16 protein-coding genes are annotated in these 17,898 nt (G+C 69.4%); 8 read left to right on the forward strand and 8 right to left on the reverse strand.

The features are described 5' to 3' along the window. Positions 1-3: 3 nt before the first annotated feature. From LGM71_RS17355 to LGM71_RS17370, 4 genes are all read left to right on the forward strand, one after another. The gene (locus tag LGM71_RS17355; RefSeq protein ID WP_124901417.1) at positions 4-225 is read left to right on the forward strand and encodes a DUF3311 domain-containing protein; all 222 of its coding nucleotides are present in this window, start codon (positions 4-6) and stop codon (positions 223-225) included. Further along, a complete protein-coding gene (locus LGM71_RS17360) occupies positions 222-1,700 on the forward strand; it encodes a sodium:solute symporter family protein (RefSeq protein WP_226115508.1) in 1,479 nt (492 codons plus the stop codon). The genes LGM71_RS17355 and LGM71_RS17360 overlap by 4 nt, the downstream gene beginning before the upstream one ends. Positions 1,701-1,803: 103 nt before the next feature. Further along, positions 1,804-3,276, forward strand: coding sequence for an amidohydrolase family protein (locus tag LGM71_RS17365; RefSeq protein ID WP_226115509.1), 1,473 nt, complete (start codon positions 1,804-1,806; stop codon positions 3,274-3,276). 131 nt (positions 3,277-3,407) lie between these two features. Continuing rightward, positions 3,408-3,791 carry a hypothetical protein gene (locus LGM71_RS17370; protein ID WP_124620888.1) on the forward strand — a complete coding sequence of 128 codons (384 nt, stop codon included), beginning with the start codon at positions 3,408-3,410 and terminating at the stop codon, positions 3,789-3,791. 106 nt (positions 3,792-3,897) lie between these two features. Here the strand turns inward: LGM71_RS17370 and LGM71_RS17375 are convergent, their stop codons facing one another. The 4 genes from LGM71_RS17375 to LGM71_RS17390 form a co-directional block, all read right to left on the reverse strand. Further along, positions 3,898-5,463, reverse strand: a complete 1,566-nt coding sequence (locus LGM71_RS17375) for a methyl-accepting chemotaxis protein (RefSeq protein WP_226115511.1) — start codon at positions 5,461-5,463, stop codon at positions 3,898-3,900. Between the two features lie 526 nt (positions 5,464-5,989). After that, positions 5,990-6,760 (reverse strand): ABC transporter substrate-binding protein, encoded by a 771-nt coding sequence (locus LGM71_RS17380; protein ID WP_059601335.1) that lies wholly within the window; start codon positions 6,758-6,760, stop codon positions 5,990-5,992. Between the two features lie 151 nt (positions 6,761-6,911). Next, positions 6,912-8,141 (reverse strand): cyanate transporter, encoded by a 1,230-nt coding sequence (locus tag LGM71_RS17385; RefSeq protein WP_226115513.1) that lies wholly within the window; start codon positions 8,139-8,141, stop codon positions 6,912-6,914. 227 nt (positions 8,142-8,368) lie between these two features. Further along, positions 8,369-9,238, reverse strand: coding sequence for a helix-turn-helix transcriptional regulator (locus LGM71_RS17390; protein WP_226115514.1), 870 nt, complete (start codon positions 9,236-9,238; stop codon positions 8,369-8,371). 94 nt (positions 9,239-9,332) lie between these two features. Between LGM71_RS17390 and LGM71_RS17395 the strand changes: the two genes are divergently transcribed. Continuing rightward, positions 9,333-10,226 (forward strand): SDR family oxidoreductase, encoded by an 894-nt coding sequence (locus tag LGM71_RS17395; RefSeq protein ID WP_226115515.1) that lies wholly within the window; start codon positions 9,333-9,335, stop codon positions 10,224-10,226. Between the two features lie 247 nt (positions 10,227-10,473). Here the strand turns inward: LGM71_RS17395 and LGM71_RS17400 are convergent, their stop codons facing one another. The 3 genes from LGM71_RS17400 to LGM71_RS17410 all read right to left on the reverse strand — a co-directional run bounded on the left by LGM71_RS17400 (position 10,474) and on the right by LGM71_RS17410 (position 13,051). Beyond that, positions 10,474-11,850, reverse strand: coding sequence for an FAD-containing oxidoreductase (locus tag LGM71_RS17400; RefSeq protein WP_226115518.1), 1,377 nt, complete (start codon positions 11,848-11,850; stop codon positions 10,474-10,476). 161 nt (positions 11,851-12,011) lie between these two features. Beyond that, complete coding sequence (locus tag LGM71_RS17405) at positions 12,012-12,587, reverse strand: hypothetical protein (protein ID WP_226115520.1); 576 nt, start codon at positions 12,585-12,587, stop codon at positions 12,012-12,014. Beyond that, positions 12,587-13,051 (reverse strand): GNAT family N-acetyltransferase, encoded by a 465-nt coding sequence (locus tag LGM71_RS17410; protein WP_226115522.1) that lies wholly within the window; start codon positions 13,049-13,051, stop codon positions 12,587-12,589. The genes LGM71_RS17405 and LGM71_RS17410 overlap by 1 nt, the downstream gene beginning before the upstream one ends. A gap of 153 nt (positions 13,052-13,204) precedes the next feature. Here LGM71_RS17410 and LGM71_RS17415 point away from each other — a divergent pair, with 153 nt between their 5' ends. Continuing rightward, positions 13,205-13,843, forward strand: coding sequence for a LysE family translocator (locus tag LGM71_RS17415; RefSeq protein WP_124901410.1), 639 nt, complete (start codon positions 13,205-13,207; stop codon positions 13,841-13,843). A 138-nt stretch (positions 13,844-13,981) separates the two neighbouring features. Here LGM71_RS17415 and LGM71_RS17420 read toward each other — a convergent pair whose 3' ends face one another. Next, complete coding sequence (locus LGM71_RS17420; protein WP_226115524.1) at positions 13,982-15,193, reverse strand: hypothetical protein; 1,212 nt, start codon at positions 15,191-15,193, stop codon at positions 13,982-13,984. Between the two features lie 459 nt (positions 15,194-15,652). Between LGM71_RS17420 and LGM71_RS17425 the strand changes: the two genes are divergently transcribed. Together LGM71_RS17425 and LGM71_RS17430 are read left to right on the forward strand one after the other, a co-directional pair. Then, positions 15,653-16,396 (forward strand): DUF3348 domain-containing protein, encoded by a 744-nt coding sequence (locus LGM71_RS17425; RefSeq protein ID WP_124620909.1) that lies wholly within the window; start codon positions 15,653-15,655, stop codon positions 16,394-16,396. Positions 16,397-16,406: 10 nt separating this feature from the next. Beyond that, a partial coding sequence (locus LGM71_RS17430) for a DUF802 domain-containing protein (protein ID WP_226115526.1) occupies positions 16,407-17,898 on the forward strand: 1,492 nt, incomplete at its 3' end.

Raw genomic sequence — 17,898 nt, forward strand, 5'->3', positions numbered from 1 at the left:
TAGATGAAATTCAAACTGTTGCTGGCGGCGTTGCCGTTCGTCGGGATGTACACCGGCGGCTCGATCGCCGAGGTGCGGCCGCTGCTGTTCGGCCTGCCGTTCCTGCTCGTATGGAACCTGATCTGGATGGCGGCGACCGCCGCGATCCTCGCGATCCTGTTCCACCTCGACGAGCGCGGCGAGGGCCACAAGGCCCGCGACGGCCGCACGGGAGACGCGCGATGAACGCATCGATCCTCATCATCGCGGCGTTCGCCGTGTTCGCGCTCGCGATCGGCGTGATGGCACGGCGCGGCCGCAAGCTCACGCTCGAACAGTGGGCGGTCGGCGGGCGCGGCTTCGGCTCGCTGCTCACGTTCCTGCTGATGGCCGGCGAGGCGTTCTCGACGTTCTCGTTCCTCGGCGCGAGCGGCTGGACCTACAGCAAGGGCGTGCCTGCGTTCTACATCCTGTCGTACGGCTGCCTCGCGTTCGTGATCGGCTACTGGATGCTGCCCGCGGTGTGGCGCTACGCGAAGGAGCGCGGGCTCGTGTCGTTCGCCGATTATTTCGCATCGAAATACGACAGCCGCGCGATCGGCGTGCTGGTGTCGGTGGTGGCCGTGTTCGCCATGGTGTCGCTGCTGATGATCCAGCTGCGTGGCCTCGGCGTGATCGTGTCGGAGATGTCGTACGGGCTGATTCCGCAATCGGCCGCGATCTGGATCGCCGCGTCGCTGATGGCGGTCTACATGGTCGTGTCGGGCATTCACGGCTCCGCGAGCATCGCGATCTTCAAGGACGTGCTGATCCTCGCGATCGCGATCTTTCTCGGCCTGTACCTGCCGATGCACTATTACGGCGGGCTCGGCGAGATGTTCGCGAAGATCGACGCCGCGCATCCCGAACTGCTGCGCATGCCCGAGCACGGCTTCAACCTGAGCTGGTACAACTCGACGATCCTGCTCACGTCGCTCGGCTATTACCTGTATCCGCACGGCTTCACCGCGATCTACGTCGCGAAGGACGAACGCGCGCTGCGCCGCAACGTGATCCTGATGCCGCTGTACCAGGTGCTGATCGCGTTCCTGTTCCTCGTCGGCTTCGCGGCCGTGATGACCGTGCACGGGCTCGAAGGCGCGCAGACCGACCTCGCGCTGCTGCGCCTCGTGAAGCAGACGTTCCCCGCGTGGTTCGTCGGCATCGTCGGCGGCACGGGCCTGCTGACCGCGCTGGTGCCGGGCTCGCTGATCATGTTGAACGCATCGACGACGATCGCGCGCAACATCTACCGCGATGGCTTCGCGCCGAATGCGACCGATCGCGAGGTGACGAGCGTCGCGCGAATCGCGCTGCCGATCTTCACGCTGGTGGTCGTCTACTTCGTGCTGCGCGGCGGTGCCACCTTCGTCACGCTCGCGATCTTCTCGTCGAGCCTGCTCACCCAGCTCGTGCCGATGCTCGCGTCGAGCTTCCTGAAGCAGCCGTTCGGCACGCGGGAAGGGGCATTCGCCGGGATCGTCGCCGGTGCGATCGTGATCGCGATGACGAACTACTACGGCGTGACGCTCGCCTCGCTGTTCCCCGGCGCATCGAGCACGTTGACGTCGATCAACCCCGGGCTGGTCGCGCTCGCCGTGAACGCCGTCGTGTTCATCGCGATCAGCGCGGCGCAGCGCAAGCTGAAGGCGCGAGTGGCGGCACCCGTCCGCTCCGCATGACGTCACGATCGACATGCCGCCGTCGAGCCGCCGGGCAGCCGCCCGGCGGTTTTTCCGTTCGGCGGCCCCCTAACCATTTCGCATTCCAACAGGACACCAGGCGATGACGACCGAGGACAAAGCCGACGATCGGCGCGAAGCAATCGATACGCTGATCGCGAACGGCTGCGTGATTACGATGGACCCGCAGCGGCGCGTGATCGAGAACGGCGCGGTTGCCGTGAAGGGCGATCGCATCGTCGCCGTTGGCGACACCACCGGGTTGCAGGCGCGTTTCCGTGCCGCGCGCACGATCGACGCGAGCCGCAAGGCCGTGCTGCCGGGCCTGATCGATTCGCATGCGCACGCGGGCCACGCGATGCTGCGCACGATCGGCGGCGCGGACGGCGATGCGTGGTCGGCCGCGGCCGAGACGATCTATACGCGCGCGTCGGACGAGGCGTTCTGGGAAACCGAATCGCACCTCGCGGCGCTCGAACGGCTGAAGGCCGGCGTGACGACGGGCGTGTCGCTGCTCGGCGGTGGCAACTCGATCATGCGCGTCGACGATCCCGTCTACGCGCGGCGCCATTGCGATGCGGTCGTGCGTACCGGCACGCGCTCGATCGTGGCGGTTGGCCCGTCGCGCCCACCCGCGCCGCGCGCGTACACGCGCCACGGGCCTGACGGCAGCGAGACGCGTGACGTCGATTTCGACACGATGTACGACGTGTGCGAGCGCATCGTCGACGCATGCCATGGCGATGCCGGCGGCCGGATCCGGATCGCGCTCACGCTGCCGGTGTACGGTCCCGAGCACGACCCCGAAGTCGCGCGGTACGAGCGCGACTTCCGCGACCAGGCGGCGCGCTACGGCGCGCTGGCGCGCGCACGCGGCCTGACGTTCACGCAGGACGGGCATCGCGCGGGCACGCTCGCGTTCGCGCATCGCGAACTCGGGCTGCTCGGTCCGACGGCGTTCATGTCGCACAGCATCGACCTGACCGACGACGACATCGCGGCGTGCGTGGAAACCGGCACCGCGATCGTCCACAATCCGAGCGCGATCATGTCGATCATCGGCCGCTGCCCGGTGCCCGAGCTGATCGATGCGGGCGTGACCGTCGCGATCGCGTCGGACGGCGCGGCGCCAGATCGCGGTTACGACATGTTCCGACACATGTGGCAGTGCATGCACTACCATCGCCGCCACTTCCGCGACCCGGACGTGCTGCCGCACGGCAAGGTGCTGGAGATGGTGACGATCGACGCGGCGAAGGCGCTGTCGCTCGATCGCGAAATCGGTTCGCTCGAAGCCGGCAAACTCGCCGACGTCATCCTCGTCGACCTGTTCCGCCCGCACATGATGCCGATGAACATGCCCGTGTATCGCGTGACGTGTTTCGCGAATGCGGCCGACGTGTGCATGACGATGGTCGGAGGACGCGTGCTGATGGAGGATCGCCGCGTGTTGTCGGTCGACGAGAACGAGATTCTCGAGCGCGTGACGACGGTCGCGGAGACGATGATCGCGCGCAGCGGGTTGCGGCACCTGCTCGACGAGCCGAAGACGCTGTGGGGGCGCAGTCGCTACTGAACGCCGCCGTGGCGGCAGTGGTTTGCGCGGTGCAATGACGGCGAGGCCGGCCCGGTTCGAGCCGGGTTTTTTTCTGGTTTCGCCGCCGACGGACATGCTAGGATTTCCGTCAAACAACTCCGGAGACTGCTATGCCGTTCATCTGCGAAAACGTTGAATGCCGCGCCGTGCTGGCTCGCGGTCAGGTCAAGCCCAGTCGCGAAGAAGCGGGGTGGTGTTTCTACTGCCCGGACTGCAAGGCCAGGAACGAGTTGACGATTGCCGGCGTGCCGGACGGTCCTGTCGAGTGGCATCAGCCGGAGAGAGCCAGTCCCCCGCACAAGGTCGTCGCGACGGCGCGCCCGCTGGAAGACGGCGGGTTCGCAGCCCAGCTGCGCGTTCAGCGGGCGCTCGCCGTGAAAGGAACCTACGCGGCCGAAGAGCGCTGGGAGCAGCTCGGCGTATTCCCCGACGCGCAGGAGGCCGTCGCGCACGCGAAGTCCTTCGCGATGGACCTGCTGGCACGGGCGGCCTAGGCGCGAGCTGCCCACGGACGATCCACATTTTGCCGGCAACGACACCGGGCGGAGGCTCGGGTGTCGTGCCGTGCCGGCAGGCCCGACACCGGTCGGACCGGTCACATCACGCCGCCGCCGCCACATCTCGAAGACGGAATTGCGCGACGGCATCGCTCAGTCGTGCGCTCTGATCCTCGAGGGACAGCGCCGCGGCGGCTGCTTCTTCCACCAGCGCGGCATTGCGCTGCATCGTCTGCTCCATCTGGATGACCGCGGCATTCACCTGCTCGATGCCGGCAGATTGCTCGTCGAATGCGATGCTCGTTTCGCCCATGATCGCATTCACGCGCTCGACCGCGGCGACGAGTTCGTTCATCGCCGAGCCGGCGAGTGCGACGAGGCCGCTGCCGTCTTCGACGCGCTGCGCCGAGTGGCCGATGAGTTCGCGAATCTCCTTCGCCGCCGACGCGCAGCGCTGCGCGAGCCCGCGCACCTCGGTTGCCACCACGGCGAAGCCACGCCCCTGTTCGCCCGCGCGTGCCGCTTCGACCGCGGCATTCAACGCAAGGATGTTCGTCTGGAATGCGATGCTTTCGATCACGCCGACGATGCCGGAGATCCGCGTGGAGCTGTGCGAGATCGCCGACATCGTTTCGACGACGCGCTGCATCGCGTCGCCGCCTTTCGATGCGATGCCGGCCGCGCCTTGCGCGTAAGTGCGTGCATCGCGCGCGTTGTCCGCGTTCTGCCGCACGGTCGCCGTCAGCTGTTCCACGCTCGCCGCCGCCTGCTGCAGCGACACGGACTGCTGCTCCGTGCGCGCGGACAGGTCGACGTTGCCGCTCGCGATCGTGCGGACGTCGCCGACGATCGTCTCCGTGCTCGAGCGCACCTGATTCACGGTTTCGACGAGGCCGTCCTGCATCCGCTTCAATGCATTCAGCAAATACGCCATTTCGTTTTCGCCGGGAATGACGACCGTGCCGGTCAGGTCGCCTTTCGAAATCCTGTCGAAATGCGCGACGGCGAGATGGATCGGCGCGATGATCGCCTTCGCGAGCACGCGCTGCGCCAGGAAGCCGACGATCAGCGCGAACAGCGCGACCGCCACCATGGCCCACACGATCCGGTGGAAGCGCTCGCCGGCTGCATCGTAGCGCGCCTTCTGGCGGGCGACCTGGAACGATTCGAGCGCGTCGATCGCTTCCTGGTAGGCGGTGAAGAGTGCCGGCGGCGCGGTGCGGTGCGTGTCGAGGAAGTCGAATGCGTTGTCGTGATCGAGTTGCGACATCGCCTTCAGGAACACCTGGTCGAGCAGCGTGCGACGGCGATTGCGCAGTGTGTCGAACAGCGCTTGCTCGTCGGCGTCGCGCGTGTGCAGGCGCGTGTACGCGTCCAGTTCGTCGTCGCTCTGCTTGAGGAGCGTGTGCAGTTGCGCGATTTCCGCCTTCGCGGGCTGGCCGGCGCTGATGATCTGCGCGACGTCGCTCACGCGTTCGCGCAGCACGAGCATGCGCTCCGAGCTGGTTTTCAGGTGCAGCAGCGACGCGGTGTCGTCGCGGTACATCGCTTCGAGCGAGCCGTTGCCCGCGTAGAGGGCGGCGATGCACGCGCCGACGACCAGCACGAGCAGCGCCGTATAGCCGGCGATGGTCGCGACGAGCCCGCCGCGGATGGTGAGTTTTCGCATGACGTTCCCTTGCCGGCGGCCCGACGGGCGGCAGACGGCGGATGTGGATTCCGGATCACGAACGACGACGGCGCGCCGCGTCGAAATGCGGGGCGCGAGGGTTGCGAACGGGTTAACGGCAGGCGCGGCGCGGAGGTTTTATCTGCACGCGACGCGAATCTGGACGAATGCGACAGAAGGGCGGCGGTGGAGGGCGGATACGTTGCCGTGGTGAACGGCGTGCCGACGGCCGAGGCACGCATCGCCGCCGCGAAGCGACGCGCACTCGCCGCTGGCGATCGCGAGCGGGCGGGAGGCGCAGCGCACGGCCGTCGCGCGTTCGCCGTCGTCCGTTGCGGTCATCGCGGGGCATCGTTCGCGCCACATGTCGATCGCGCGGTGGTCGTCAGACGATCGAGCTGCGCAAATGCACAGGCCGCCGGTCAAAAAGAACGTGGTGAACGGGTTGCCGAAAGCAGGAACGGGGCATCGCGGTCGCGCGCGACGCCCCTTCGCATCGGCAGGCGGCCGCAGCCGCTCGCATCCGTCAGTTGTAGATATCGAACGAGAAATACTTCTTCGCGATTCGCTGATACGTGCCGTCCTGAATCAGGCTCGCGAGCGCCTGGTTGATCTGCGTGCGCAGCGCGTCGTCATCCTTGCGCACGCCGATCGCGGAGCCGACGCCGAGCGTCTTCGGATCGTGCAATGGCGGCCCCGCGAATTCGAAGTTCGCCCCCTTCGCCGTCTTCAGGAAGCCGAGATCGGCCTGCACCGACGATTGCAGCGACGCGTCGAGGCGGCCCGCAATCAAATCCTGATAGACGAGATCCTGCGTCTGGTACGTGCGCACGATTACGCCCTTCGGTTCCCAGTACGTGCGCGCATAGGTTTCCTGCGTCGACCCCTGCTCGACGCCGACGCTCTTGCCGGCCAGCGACCCGGCCGTCGGTTGCAGGTTCGAGCCGCGTCGCGCGACGAGGCGCGGCGGCACGTTGTTGATCTTGTCGGTGAACGCGATCTGCGCGAGGCGCTTCTCGGTCACGCTCATCGACGACAGCACGCCGTCGAATTTGCGCGCCTTCAGCGCGGGGATCATCCCGTCGAAGGCGTTTTCGACCCACACGCAGCGCACCTTCATGCGTTCGCAGATCGCGTTGCCGAGATCGATGTCGAAGCCGACGAGCTTGCCGTCCGGTGCGAGCGATTCGAACGGCGCGTAGCTGGGATCGACGCCGAGGCGCAGGACGGCCGGGTCTTTCGCGGCGGCGGCGCCTGCCGTCAGCGCAAGCGCGACGGCGATGACGAGCTTTTTCATGATTGTCTCCATGATCGATTGTTGTGGTGTGCGGTGAAGCGAATGTGCGGCCGGTGGGCGTGGCGGCCCGCGCCCGGCCGTGCGCGGGCGGCTGGACGAGCGCCGGCGGACGCCGGCGATCGTCCGGATCGGGGAATCCGGTGGTTCGGTGTCAGTGCGCCGCGCTGGCGATGCGCGCCATGCTGCGCCGGTAGCCGTCGGGAGAGAACGCGGCGTTCAACGCGGCCATCAACGCGATCACGCCGACATGCAGCCACCACGCGATCGCGAAGCCGCCGCCCGCGTCGCGCAGCCAGCCGATCAGCCAGGGGCTCGCGGCGACGATCAGGAAGCCGATGCCCTGCACGAACGCGGCGAGCGCGCCCGCGAGCCGCGCATCGGGCAAGTGGTCGAGCGTGACGATCAGGCTCATCGAGAAGAATCCGCCGAGCCCGACGCCGACGCTCGCGACCGACAGCCACGGCGCGAGCGCGGGCACCGTCGCGAAGCCGACGAAGCCGACCGCCTGCAACGCGAGCGTGAGCCACAGCACGGGGCGGCGATCGTGCGAGCGTTTCGCGAGCAGCGGCATCGCTAGCGCGCCGGCTGCCTGGAACAGCGCCATCCAAGCGAGCAGGTTGCCGCTCGCCTGCGAGCTCATGCCGACGCTGTGATAGAACGCGGGCAGCCACGCGACGAGGCTCGCATAGCCGCTGTTGCTGAGGCCGAAGAACAGCGCGAGTTGCCATGCGCGCGGAATCCGGGCGAACGCGGTGACGGGCGCCGATACCGTCGCGGCATGCACCGCGTCGCGCGGCGCCTTCGCGCGCCACAGCGCGAGCGTCACGAGCGCGGGCACGGCCCAGACGGCGAGCGACAGATGCCAGCCGCCGTGCGCGGCGAGCCACGGGCTCGCGACCGCGCCGAATGCGCCGCCGCCGACGAGCGCCGCCGAATAGAGCCCCATCGCGAGCGGCAGCCGGTCGGCGAACCAGCGCTTGGCGAGGCCCGGCGCGAGCGACTGGACCACCGCGACGCCCGCGCCCGCGACGACCGCCGTGACGACCAGCCCGGTGCCGTTTCCGGTCCACAGCCGCGCGATGCAGCCCGCGGCGATCAGCGCCAGCGCGGTGGCGAGCGCGCGCTGCTCGCCGACGTGTCGTGCAAGCCCGACGCCGACGCCGGCGACGACGCCCATCAGCACGAACGGCAGCGTGGTCAGCAGCGCGGCCGCGCGGAAACCGAGGCCGGTGTCGGCACGCACGATGTCGAGCACGGGGCCGAATGCGGTCAGGAACGGACGCAGGTTGAGGCCGGCGAGCACCAGCAACGCGAGTGCGCCGCAGGATACGGAAGCCGCGTGCGGGCGGGAAACGGCGTGTGCGGTGCCGGGGTCGGTCATCGGAATGCTCCAGGGGCCAGTGGCCTTGTGATGCGATGCCGAAAGGGTAAAGGCGTGCTTACCCAGGTGAAAATTAAATATTCGACTGGGTGTCAGTGCGGAATGTGATGGAGGGGCGCGGCGTGACGGGGCCCGATGGGCGACGCAGTCGGGGCGGGCGGCGTGGCCGTTTCGGGCGCGGCGCCGGGTGCGAATCCGGGAGCGGCTCCGGGCGCAGATTCGACACGCTAGGCGGCCGGCACGTGCGGTCCGTCGTCCCGTTCGCGGGCCTTTTCACGCGCGGCGACGAGTGTCCGGATGCGGGCACGATCGGCCGGCGTCGCCGGCGTGAAGATCACGAGACTCAGGTCCGGGCGGCCGGTCACCGAGAACGCCGAGTATTCGAGCGCGATCCGGCCGGCTCGCGGGTGACGAATCTCCTTCGTCCCTTCGTCATGCGAATGAATGTCGTGGTCGCGCCACATCGCGTCGAACGCGGCGCTCGTCGCGCGCATCTCGTCGACGAACGTCTGCACGGCCTGCGTCGCCCCGCCGCGCGCGATGTCGGCGCGAAACGCGCCCACCGCGAACCGCGCGACGCGTTCCCAGTTCTGCTGCGCGTAGCGCACCCCGGCATCGACGAAGATCAGCCGCAGGATGTTGCGCGCTGGCGGCGGCAGCGTCGCATAGTCGGTCAGCGTCGCGGCGGCCGCGTCGTTCCACGCGACGACGTCCCACGTCGCCGTGCGCACGATCGCGGGGCTGGCGTCGAGCGAATCGAGCACGTGCTGCAGGCGCGGCGTGACATCGCTGCTCGCGTGATAGCGCACCTCGGGCGGATGGCCGAGGCCGATCAGGAACAGATGCTCGCGTTCGGCGTCGTTGAGCAGCAGCGCGCGGGCGAGCCGGTCGAGCACGTCGGCCGACGGCGCGCCGCCGCGGCCCTGTTCGAGCCACGTGTACCACGCGGCGCTCACGTGCGCGCGCTGCGCGACTTCCTCGCGCCGCAGGCCCGGCGTGCGGCGGCGCGCGACGGGCAGCCCGAGCGCGGCCGGATCGAGTTTCTCGCGGCGGTCCCGAAGGTACGCGCCGAGCAGGTTGTCGGATGCGTCAGCCATAGCCTGTTAGTTCGTTTACCGGTAAACCGTCACGTCTTCACCGCGCGCGACGGTCGACAGATAGTAAGCCTCTCGTTCATTCGGAGGTGTCGAAATGCGTGTCTTTGTTACGGGAGCGTCGGGCTTCGTCGGCTCCGCGGTCGTTGCCGAACTCGTGGCCGCCGGGCATGCGGTGCTCGGTCTCGCGCGGTCCGACGCGGCCGCCGCGGCGGTCGCGGCCGCGGGCGCCGATGTCCATCGCGGGTCGCTGGAGGATCTCGACAGCCTGACGCGCGGCGCCGAGGCCGTCGACGCGGTGATCCACACGGGATTCAATCACGACTTCTCGCGCTTCGCGGAAAACTGCGAGCTCGACCGCCGCGCGATCGAGACGATCGGTGCGGTGCTCGCGGGGTCGGCGCGGCCGCTGGTCGTCACGTCGGGCCTCGCGCTCGTCGCGCCCGGCCGCGCGGCGACGGAGGACGATCCGCATGTGCCGGTGTCGGCGACCTATCCGCGCGCGTCGGAAGCGACGGCGGCCGCGCTGTGCGCGCGCGGCGTATGCGCGTCGGTCGTGCGCCTGCCGCCGTCCGTGCACGGCGACGGCGATCATGGCTTCGTGCCGCGCCTGATCGCGTTCGCGAGGGAGAAGGGCGCCTCGGCGTATCTCGGCGACGGCGGCAACCGCTGGCCGGCCGTGCACCGGCTCGATGCGGCGCGAGTGTACCGGCTCGCGGTCGAACGCGGCGCGCCCGGCGCGCGCTATCACGCGGTCGACGATACGGGCGTGCCGTTCCGCGAGATCGCGGAGGTGATCGGCCGCCGGCTGAACGTGCCGGTCGTGTCGAAATCGGCCGCGCAAGCCGGCGAGCACTTCGGCTGGTTCGCGATGTTCGCGGGAATGGATGCGCCCGCAACGAGCGAGCGCACGCGGGCGTCGCTCGACTGGGCGCCGGTGCAGCCGGGGTTGCTGGCCGACATCGACCGGCCGCGTTACTTCGAGACCTGATGCGCGAATGCACGAGGCGTGCCGTCGTTACCGACCGGCACGCCCGGCGGCGCAACGTTCAGACGGCCACGACGATCCTGCCGACCTGCGCGCCGGCTTCCATGCGCCGACGGGCCTGGGCGATGTCGTCGAACGCGAACGGGCCTCTTCGCACACGGTTCGACGCCGGGGCGCCGCACGCCACGCAAGCGCGAACCCGACGCGCGGGAAGCGGATGCGCGCCGGCCGGTCGCGCCTCATTCGCGCCTCATTCGACCGGATGCAGGTCCTGCAGCAGCGTCGGCACGAGCTCCGACACGGTCGGGTGAATGTGCATCGCGCGGCTGATCGTCGTGTACGGCGCGCCGGCGGCCATCACGTCCAGCAACCCGTGCACGACTTCGTCGCCCGTCACGCCGAGGATCGACGCGCCGAGGATCGCGTGGTTGTCCGCGTCGACGATCACCTTCATGAAGCCCTGGCTCTCGCCTTTTTCGACCGCGCGGCCGACCCGCGTCATCGGCCGCGTGCCCACCAGCAGCCGGCGGCCGGTCTGCCTCGCTTCCGCGAGCGTCATGCCGACGCGGCCGAGCGGCGGGTCGATATACATCGCGTACGCGGTGATGCGGTCGGACACCTTGCGCGGATCGTCGTCGAGCAGGTTGGCCGCGACGATTTCATAGTCGTTGTACGCGGTGTGCGTGAATGCGCCGCGTCCGTTGCAGTCGCCGAGCGCCCAGATGCCGGGCACGTTGGTGCGCAGCTGGTCGTCGACCGTGATGTAGCCGCGCGCGTCGACCGCCACGCCTGCCTGCTCGAGCCCGAGATCGTCGGTGTTCGGCACGCGGCCGACCGCGAGCAGCAGGTGCGAGCCCGCGACCTCGCGGCGGCCGCCCGTGCAGTCGAGGCCGACCACGACGCCGTCGCCGTCGCGCCGTGCGGTCAGGCAGTTCGCATCGAGCTGCACGTCGATGCCTTCGTTCGCGAGAATCTCGTGCACGGCTTGCGAAACGTCCTCGTCCTCGCGACGGATCAGGCGCGACCCTTTCTCGACGATCGTGACCTGCGCGCCGAAGCGGCGGTACATCTGACCGAATTCGAGCCCGACGTAGCTGCCGCCGACGATCACGAGATGCTCGGGCAGGAAGTCGACGTCCATCATCGTCGAGTTGGTCAGGTACGGCACCGAGTCGAGGCCCGGCATCGGCGGGATTTGCGCGCGCCCGCCGACGTTGATGAAGATGCGGCCGGCTTCGAGCACTTCGTCGCCGACGCGTACCGCGTTCGCCCGCTCGAATCGGGCATGACCCTGAAACACGGTGGTGTTGTCGAGCCCCCGCACCCATTGCTCGACGCCGTGGTTCGAGCGGCCGGAGATCTGGTCCTTGCGCGCCTTCACGGCCTTCATGTCGACGCTGACGGTGCCGACCGACACGCCGTATTCGGCCGCACGACGCGCAAGCTGCGCCGCGTACGCGCTCGCGATCAGCGTCTTGGTCGGAATGCAGCCGGTGTTCACGCAGGTGCCGCCGAAGCGGCCGCGCTCGATGACCGCGACTTTCAGGCCGGCGCCCGCGAGCCGCGCGGCGAGCGGCGGACCGGCCTGGCCCGTGCCGATGACGATCGCGTCGAAGTGTTGCGTCATGACGTCCTCCTGCGCTGGTTCAACGTGGGAAGGGTGGCGCGCAAGACGCATGCCGCGCCGGCGCGCGCCCGAACGGCGACGAGCGCCTATGGTAGACCGGTTGGCGGGGGGAGGCGAGTTGCGACGATGCAAGCGGCGGAACCTCGTTCGCTCACGGTTTTTCAGTCCTTGCGCCGCCATTGGCCGAACGTCACCGGCCGGTGCGCATCGGCGCGCATGACGGTGACTTCGTCGGGCTTGTCGTCGAGCGGAAACGATTCGGTGTAGATCTCGCTGGAGAACAGCCAGCCGTGGGTGTGCGGGTCGTAGCGGAACGTCACGTAGTCGCTCCAGTGCTGCCCGCACGCGACGAAGTTCTGCACGGTGAAATAGCGGCCTTTCACCGAGAGGCCGCTGTCGGCGGCGTCTTCGGGATCGAACGGATCGCACTGGCCGCCTTCGTTCGCGCGCAGGACCACATGGTCGTTGCGCGCGGCGAGCCGGTACGCGTGATCGGGCCGCTCCTCGAAGATCAGCAGCGGGCGGGGCGACGGCTGCCCGCGCGAATCGGCCGCGCGATGCACGACGACGAGAAAGCTGCGCCGTCCGTCGCCGAGGTCCGGCCCTTCCTGCGCGACGAACGGCTGGTAGCCGGACGGCAGTTGCGTCGCGATGGATTGCGGCAGGCCGTCGGCCCGTGCGCCGGACGACAGCGCGGCGAGCAGCGCGAGGAGGGCACGGTGCGCGGTCGTGCCCATCACAGATCCCGCCCGAGAAACTCGGTGCCGGGCACCGGATTGAACGCAACGGGCGGTGCCGGCGTGAAGCCGAGCGAACCATACAGTTGCCTTGCGGCGACGAATTCCGGCAGCACGTCGAGACACATCCGCACATAACCGGCCGCCTTCGCGTCGCACAGCAGCCGCTCGACGAGATGGCGGCCGACGTTCAGCCCGCGCGCTTCGGGACGCACGTATACGCGCTTCATCTCGCACGTCGTCGCGTCGATTTCGCGAAACGCCGCACAGCCGACCACGCGCCCGGCGCGCCACGCGAGCAGCAATTGCCCGCGCGGCGCGGCGTATTTGCCCGGCAGCGCGGCGAGTTCGGGCTCGTAGTCCTGGAACGCGAGGCTGACCGTGGGGCTCGCGATGTACTCGCGGAATATCGCTTCGACGACGGCGGCATCGTCGGGATAGCGGGCGGCGCGAATCTCGATCATTGGGGGCGTGGCGCGATGGCGGGAACGGCACCCAGCATAGCAGTGCGCGGATGCTTCCGGCGCCCCGCGAAGCGTGCCAGAATCGTCGACTTCACCGTCGGGAATCGACACGCAGGCGCCGGCGCTTCGGCGTCGCTGATCAAGGAGACTTCGATGACTGCATCGGCTGCTGTACTCGCCATTCTGGCCGCGCTGTGGCTTGGCGCGATGATTCCGGGCCCGAGTTTCGTGCTGGTCGCCCGCAATTCGATCGGGCTGTCGCGCCGTGACGGGCTGGCGACCGCGCTCGGCATGGGCGTCGGCGGGATCGCGTTCGGCGGCGTCGCGCTGGCCGGGCTCTACACGCTGCTGCAGGCCGTCGAATGGCTGTACGTGGGACTCAAGCTGGCGGGCGGCGCCTACCTGATCTACATGGCGTCGAAGATCTGGCGCAGCGCCGACAGGCCGATCGCGATGGAAGATGCGCAGGCCGTCGTCGCCGGCAGCGCGCGCAAGTCGTTCTGGATCGGCCTCACGACCCAGCTCAGCAACCCGAAGACGGCGATCTGGTACGGCAGCATCTTCGCGGCGCTGTTGCCGCAGCATCCGCCGCTCTGGTGCTACCTGGCGCTGCCGCCGCTCGTGTTCGGCGTCGAATTCGGCTGGTACACGATCGTCGCGCTGTGCTTCTCGACCCGCCGGCCGCGCGAACTCTACCTGCGCGCGAAGAAGTGGGTCGACCGCGTCGCGGCCGGCGCGATCACGCTGCTCGGCCTGCGGCTGATCCTGAACGCGCCGAAGGCGGGGATCTGACGGCAGGCGGTGTCGCCGGGGGCGCGCCGCCGTTGCATTCCTGACAGGCATGCCGCCACGGCCGCTCATTCCGGCACATGGCGTGGCGGGCGCAGCCTCGGCCACGAATCACCGCGCCCTGCGCGCGCCAAGCGCGCGTCACACCGCCGGAAACCGTTCGAGCAGCGCCGCGAACCGCGCGTCATCCGGAAATGCCGTCACTTCATACCGCACCGGCCGGTGCGCGGTGGCCGTCATCAGGTCGCCGCATGCGTCCCGCAGCGCGGCCATCGGCACGTGGGCCGACTGCCGCGTCGCTTCACGATAGAGCACGACGATGTCCGTCTCGGGCAGCAGCGTCGGCACGCCGTCGCTCCACACACCGACGCTGAACAGCTCGCCGTTCTGCCGCCGGTACACGGTGTACGACGCCACGAAGACGTCGGTGCCGTTCCGCTTGTGCAGATCGTCCAGCAGCGTCCGCTGATCCTGATAGTCGCCCGCGAGTTCGTCCACGCGCAGCGCGTGCAGCTTGGCTTCCAGCCCTGCCGGGACGAAATTCCGCCACGCGGCGCCGTCCCAGCGCAGCATCAGCGGCGGCAGCGGACGCGGCTGCGCGCGCGCCTGTTCCGCGAGTTCGACCATCGTCGCGAGCCCGGCCGCGTTGCGGTCGCCGGTGAGCAGCAGCACGGCCCGGTTCGGCGCCATCACCACCGGCGCGCCGGAGATCGGCTGGCGGTGCAGCAAGTCGGTCAGCAGGAGCCGCGCCGCGTCGTAGTAGTCGCCGAACTGCGAAACGAACACGCCGTCGCGCAACGCGGCCCACGGCGCCGACGACGCACCGCGCAGGTTGTCGATCGCGATGTCGCATGCGTCGTCGAAGCTGACGCCCCATTCGGCGAGCCGCGCGCTCGTCAGCCGCGCGACGCTGAATTCGCCGTCGTACGCGATGCCGATCTCGAGGTTCTCGCACAGCGTCCGGAACGCGACTTCCGACGCGGCGGGCTGTCCGGCGAGCTGCAGCGCGACCGTGCCGCGCTCGGTCGCGCTGCGGATCACGGGGCGCAGCCGTGCGCGGACGTCCGCGAAGTTCGCCGGAATCTCGTGCTGCATCATCGCGCTCGCCTGGCGCTGCAGCGTCGCTTCGCGCTCGGCCGGCTTCGCGTCCGCATAGTCGCGGAACAGGTTGTGCAGGTTGATGATGTTCGACGGGACATCCGCTTGCACGAGACGGCCCTTGTCGTCTTCGTGAAGCCACTCGCGCGTGTCGCCGGTCGCGCGCAGCGCGGCGATCAGACGGTCGGCGAAGTCCTGCCGGGTAGGCGGTTTGCTGAAGCGCTCGCGCAGGCGCGCGACGAAGTCGGAAAGCATCGTGAGCGGTCGGGCAGGCCCGTCTGTTATCGGTCGTTGTCATGGGCGGCGGCGCCGGTCTCCCGGGGCGCCGCCTGCGTCCCGCGGATATCGGCCGGATATCCATGGTGCGGGCGGCCCGCGCGCCGGCTGCAGGGCGGCGCGGGCCCGCATCGGGCACGAATCGGGTGCGAATCGCGCGGCGGGTGTCGCGATGGTACCGCACGTCCATGACGGAATCGTATGCGGACGCACAGGATGTCTGGCGTGAACCGGCGCCCGCCGGGGCTTCGGAAGGCGTCCGGATGCGTGGCCGGCGCCGCGCCGGCGCACCGGGAAACCCCTGCGATCGGCCCGCGAGCCTTGTGCTGCGGGCGTTCGCGCCGGTTGCGCGGCGTACCGGGCCGAGCCGCTTCCGCGATTCTGGCGGTCGACCTCCCGACGACGTGTAAACTGCTGCCTTTTTTGACGGTTTGCAGCATGGTGCAAGCACCCCCGCGCCCGGCGCTGAGCGGCCCGACGCTCGTCCGGCTGCTCGCGCGCCTGACCGATGCCGACGTCGCGGAATCCCGGCTGACGCTGTCGGACCGCCTGAGCCAGTGGCTCGGCTGGACCGACGCGATCACGCTGTCGTCCGCGCTGAATGCGAGCCCGCCCGGCGTCGCGGCCGGCGTGCGTGGTTACGACGCGGAGCGTGACTGCGCGCGCGTGCGCCACGACCTCGCGCAGGCGATCACGGCCGCCCTCCGCCCGCGCACGCGGCGGCGTCCCGGCGAGTTGCCGCCGCCGTCCGCCGACACGGCCGACTTCGCGGATTTCCGCCAGAGCTGTCTGTCGCTCCAGCAGGAAATGGAGACCGCGATCGGACAGTTGCGCGGCCGCTTGCGGGTCGCGGTCGCCGCGCGCTCGTCCGGGATGGCGCGGCTCGCGACGCTCGACGCGATCATGGAGCGCGTGCTCGGCGCGCGCGAGCGCAGCCTGCTGTCCGCCGTGCCCGCGCTGCTCGGCACGCGCTTCGAGCGGCTGCGCGACGCGGAACGGCAGGCACTGGCCGACGCGCAAGCGGCGGCCGATGCCGAGGGCGACGCCCCGCCCGCCGCGGCGATCGTGCCCGGCACGTGGCTCGACACGTTCCGCAACGAGATGCAAAGCATCCTGCTCGCCGAACTCGAAGTCCGGTTTCAAACGGTAGACGGGCTGCTCGCGGCCCTTCGTACCTGCTAATCCCTACGCTATGTCCAGAATTCGTCTTGATCTCGTTGTCTTCATCGCCGGTCTGCTCGCAGTGTGCTGGATCGGCATCGGCTATGTCGCGTCGAACCCGCTCGCGACGGCCGTCACGCTGCTGATCGGCGCATGCTACGTCGCCGGTGCGTGGGAACTGCGGCGCTACAGGCAGGCCACCGCCACGCTGTCGCGCGCGGTGGCCGGCCTGACCGAACCCCCGGCGACGCTCGACGCGTGGCTCGATACGCTGCCGCCGGGTCTGCGCGGTGCCGTGCGGGCACGCGTCGAAGGTGCGCGCGTCGCGCTGCCGGGCCCGTCGCTCACGCCGTATCTGGTTGGCCTGCTCGTGCTGCTCGGCATGCTCGGCACGCTGCTCGGGATGGTCGTGACGCTGAAGGGCACGGGCGCCGCGCTCGAAAGCGCGACCGACCTCGACGCGATCCGGGCCTCGCTGATCGCGCCGGTGAAGGGTCTCGGCTTCGCGTTCGGCACGTCGATCGCGGGTGTCGCGACGTCCGCGATGCTCGGGCTGCTGTCCGCGCTCGTGCGCCGCGAACGGCTCGACGCGGGCCAGCAGCTCGACGCGAAGATCGCGACGACGCTGCGCGTGCATTCGTCCGCGCACCAGCGCGACGAATCGTTCCGGCTGTTGCAGCGCCAGGCCGACGTGATGCCGGCGCTGGTCGACCGGTTGCAGACGATGATGACGACGCTCGAGGCGCGCAGCGTCGCGCTGCACGATCGCCAGATCGAAAGTCAGCAGACGTTCTTCGATCGGACCGAGCGCGCGTATGCCGGCCTGGCATCGAACGTCGGCGACGCACTGAAGGAAAGCGCCGCCGAGAGCGCGCGCGTGGCCGGGGCCGCGCTGCAGCCGGTCGTCGCGGCGACGATGACGGGGCTTGCGCAGGAGATGGTCGCGCTGCGCGACACCGTGACGAGCGCCGTGCAGCGTCAGCTCGACGGGCTGACCGACGGTTTCGAGAAGACCACCGGGAACGTGACGGCCGTCTGGAACCGCGCGCTCGACGAGCAGCGCCGCGCGGGCGATGCAGTCGCGCAGCAGTTGCAGACTACGCTCGGCCAGTTCACCGACACCTTCGCGCAGCGTTCGACGGACCTGCTCGACGGCGTCGCGACGCGCCTCGAATCGACCGAAAGCCGGCTGTCCGACGCGTGGCGCGATGCGCTCGCGCGCCAGGAACAGGTCGGCGAGACGCTGGCCGGCCAGCATGCGCAGGCGCTCGGCGAAGCCGCCGCGACGTTCGAGCGGCATTCGAGCGCGGCGCTCGCCGCGATGCGCGAGTCGCATGCGGGGCTGCAGACGCAACTGGCCGCGCGCGACGAGGAACGCCTGTCTGCGTGGAATGCGTCGCTGGCCGCGATGGCAGCGAAGCTCGGCGACGAATGGCAGCGTGCGGGCGTGCACAGCGCGGGCCGTCAGCAGGAAATCTGTGATGCGCTCGCACAAACGACGCGCGATCTCACGGCACAAGCGT

Source organism: Burkholderia sp. AU33545 (assembly GCF_020419685.1).
Classification (GTDB): Bacteria; Pseudomonadota; Gammaproteobacteria; order Burkholderiales; family Burkholderiaceae; genus Burkholderia; species Burkholderia diffusa.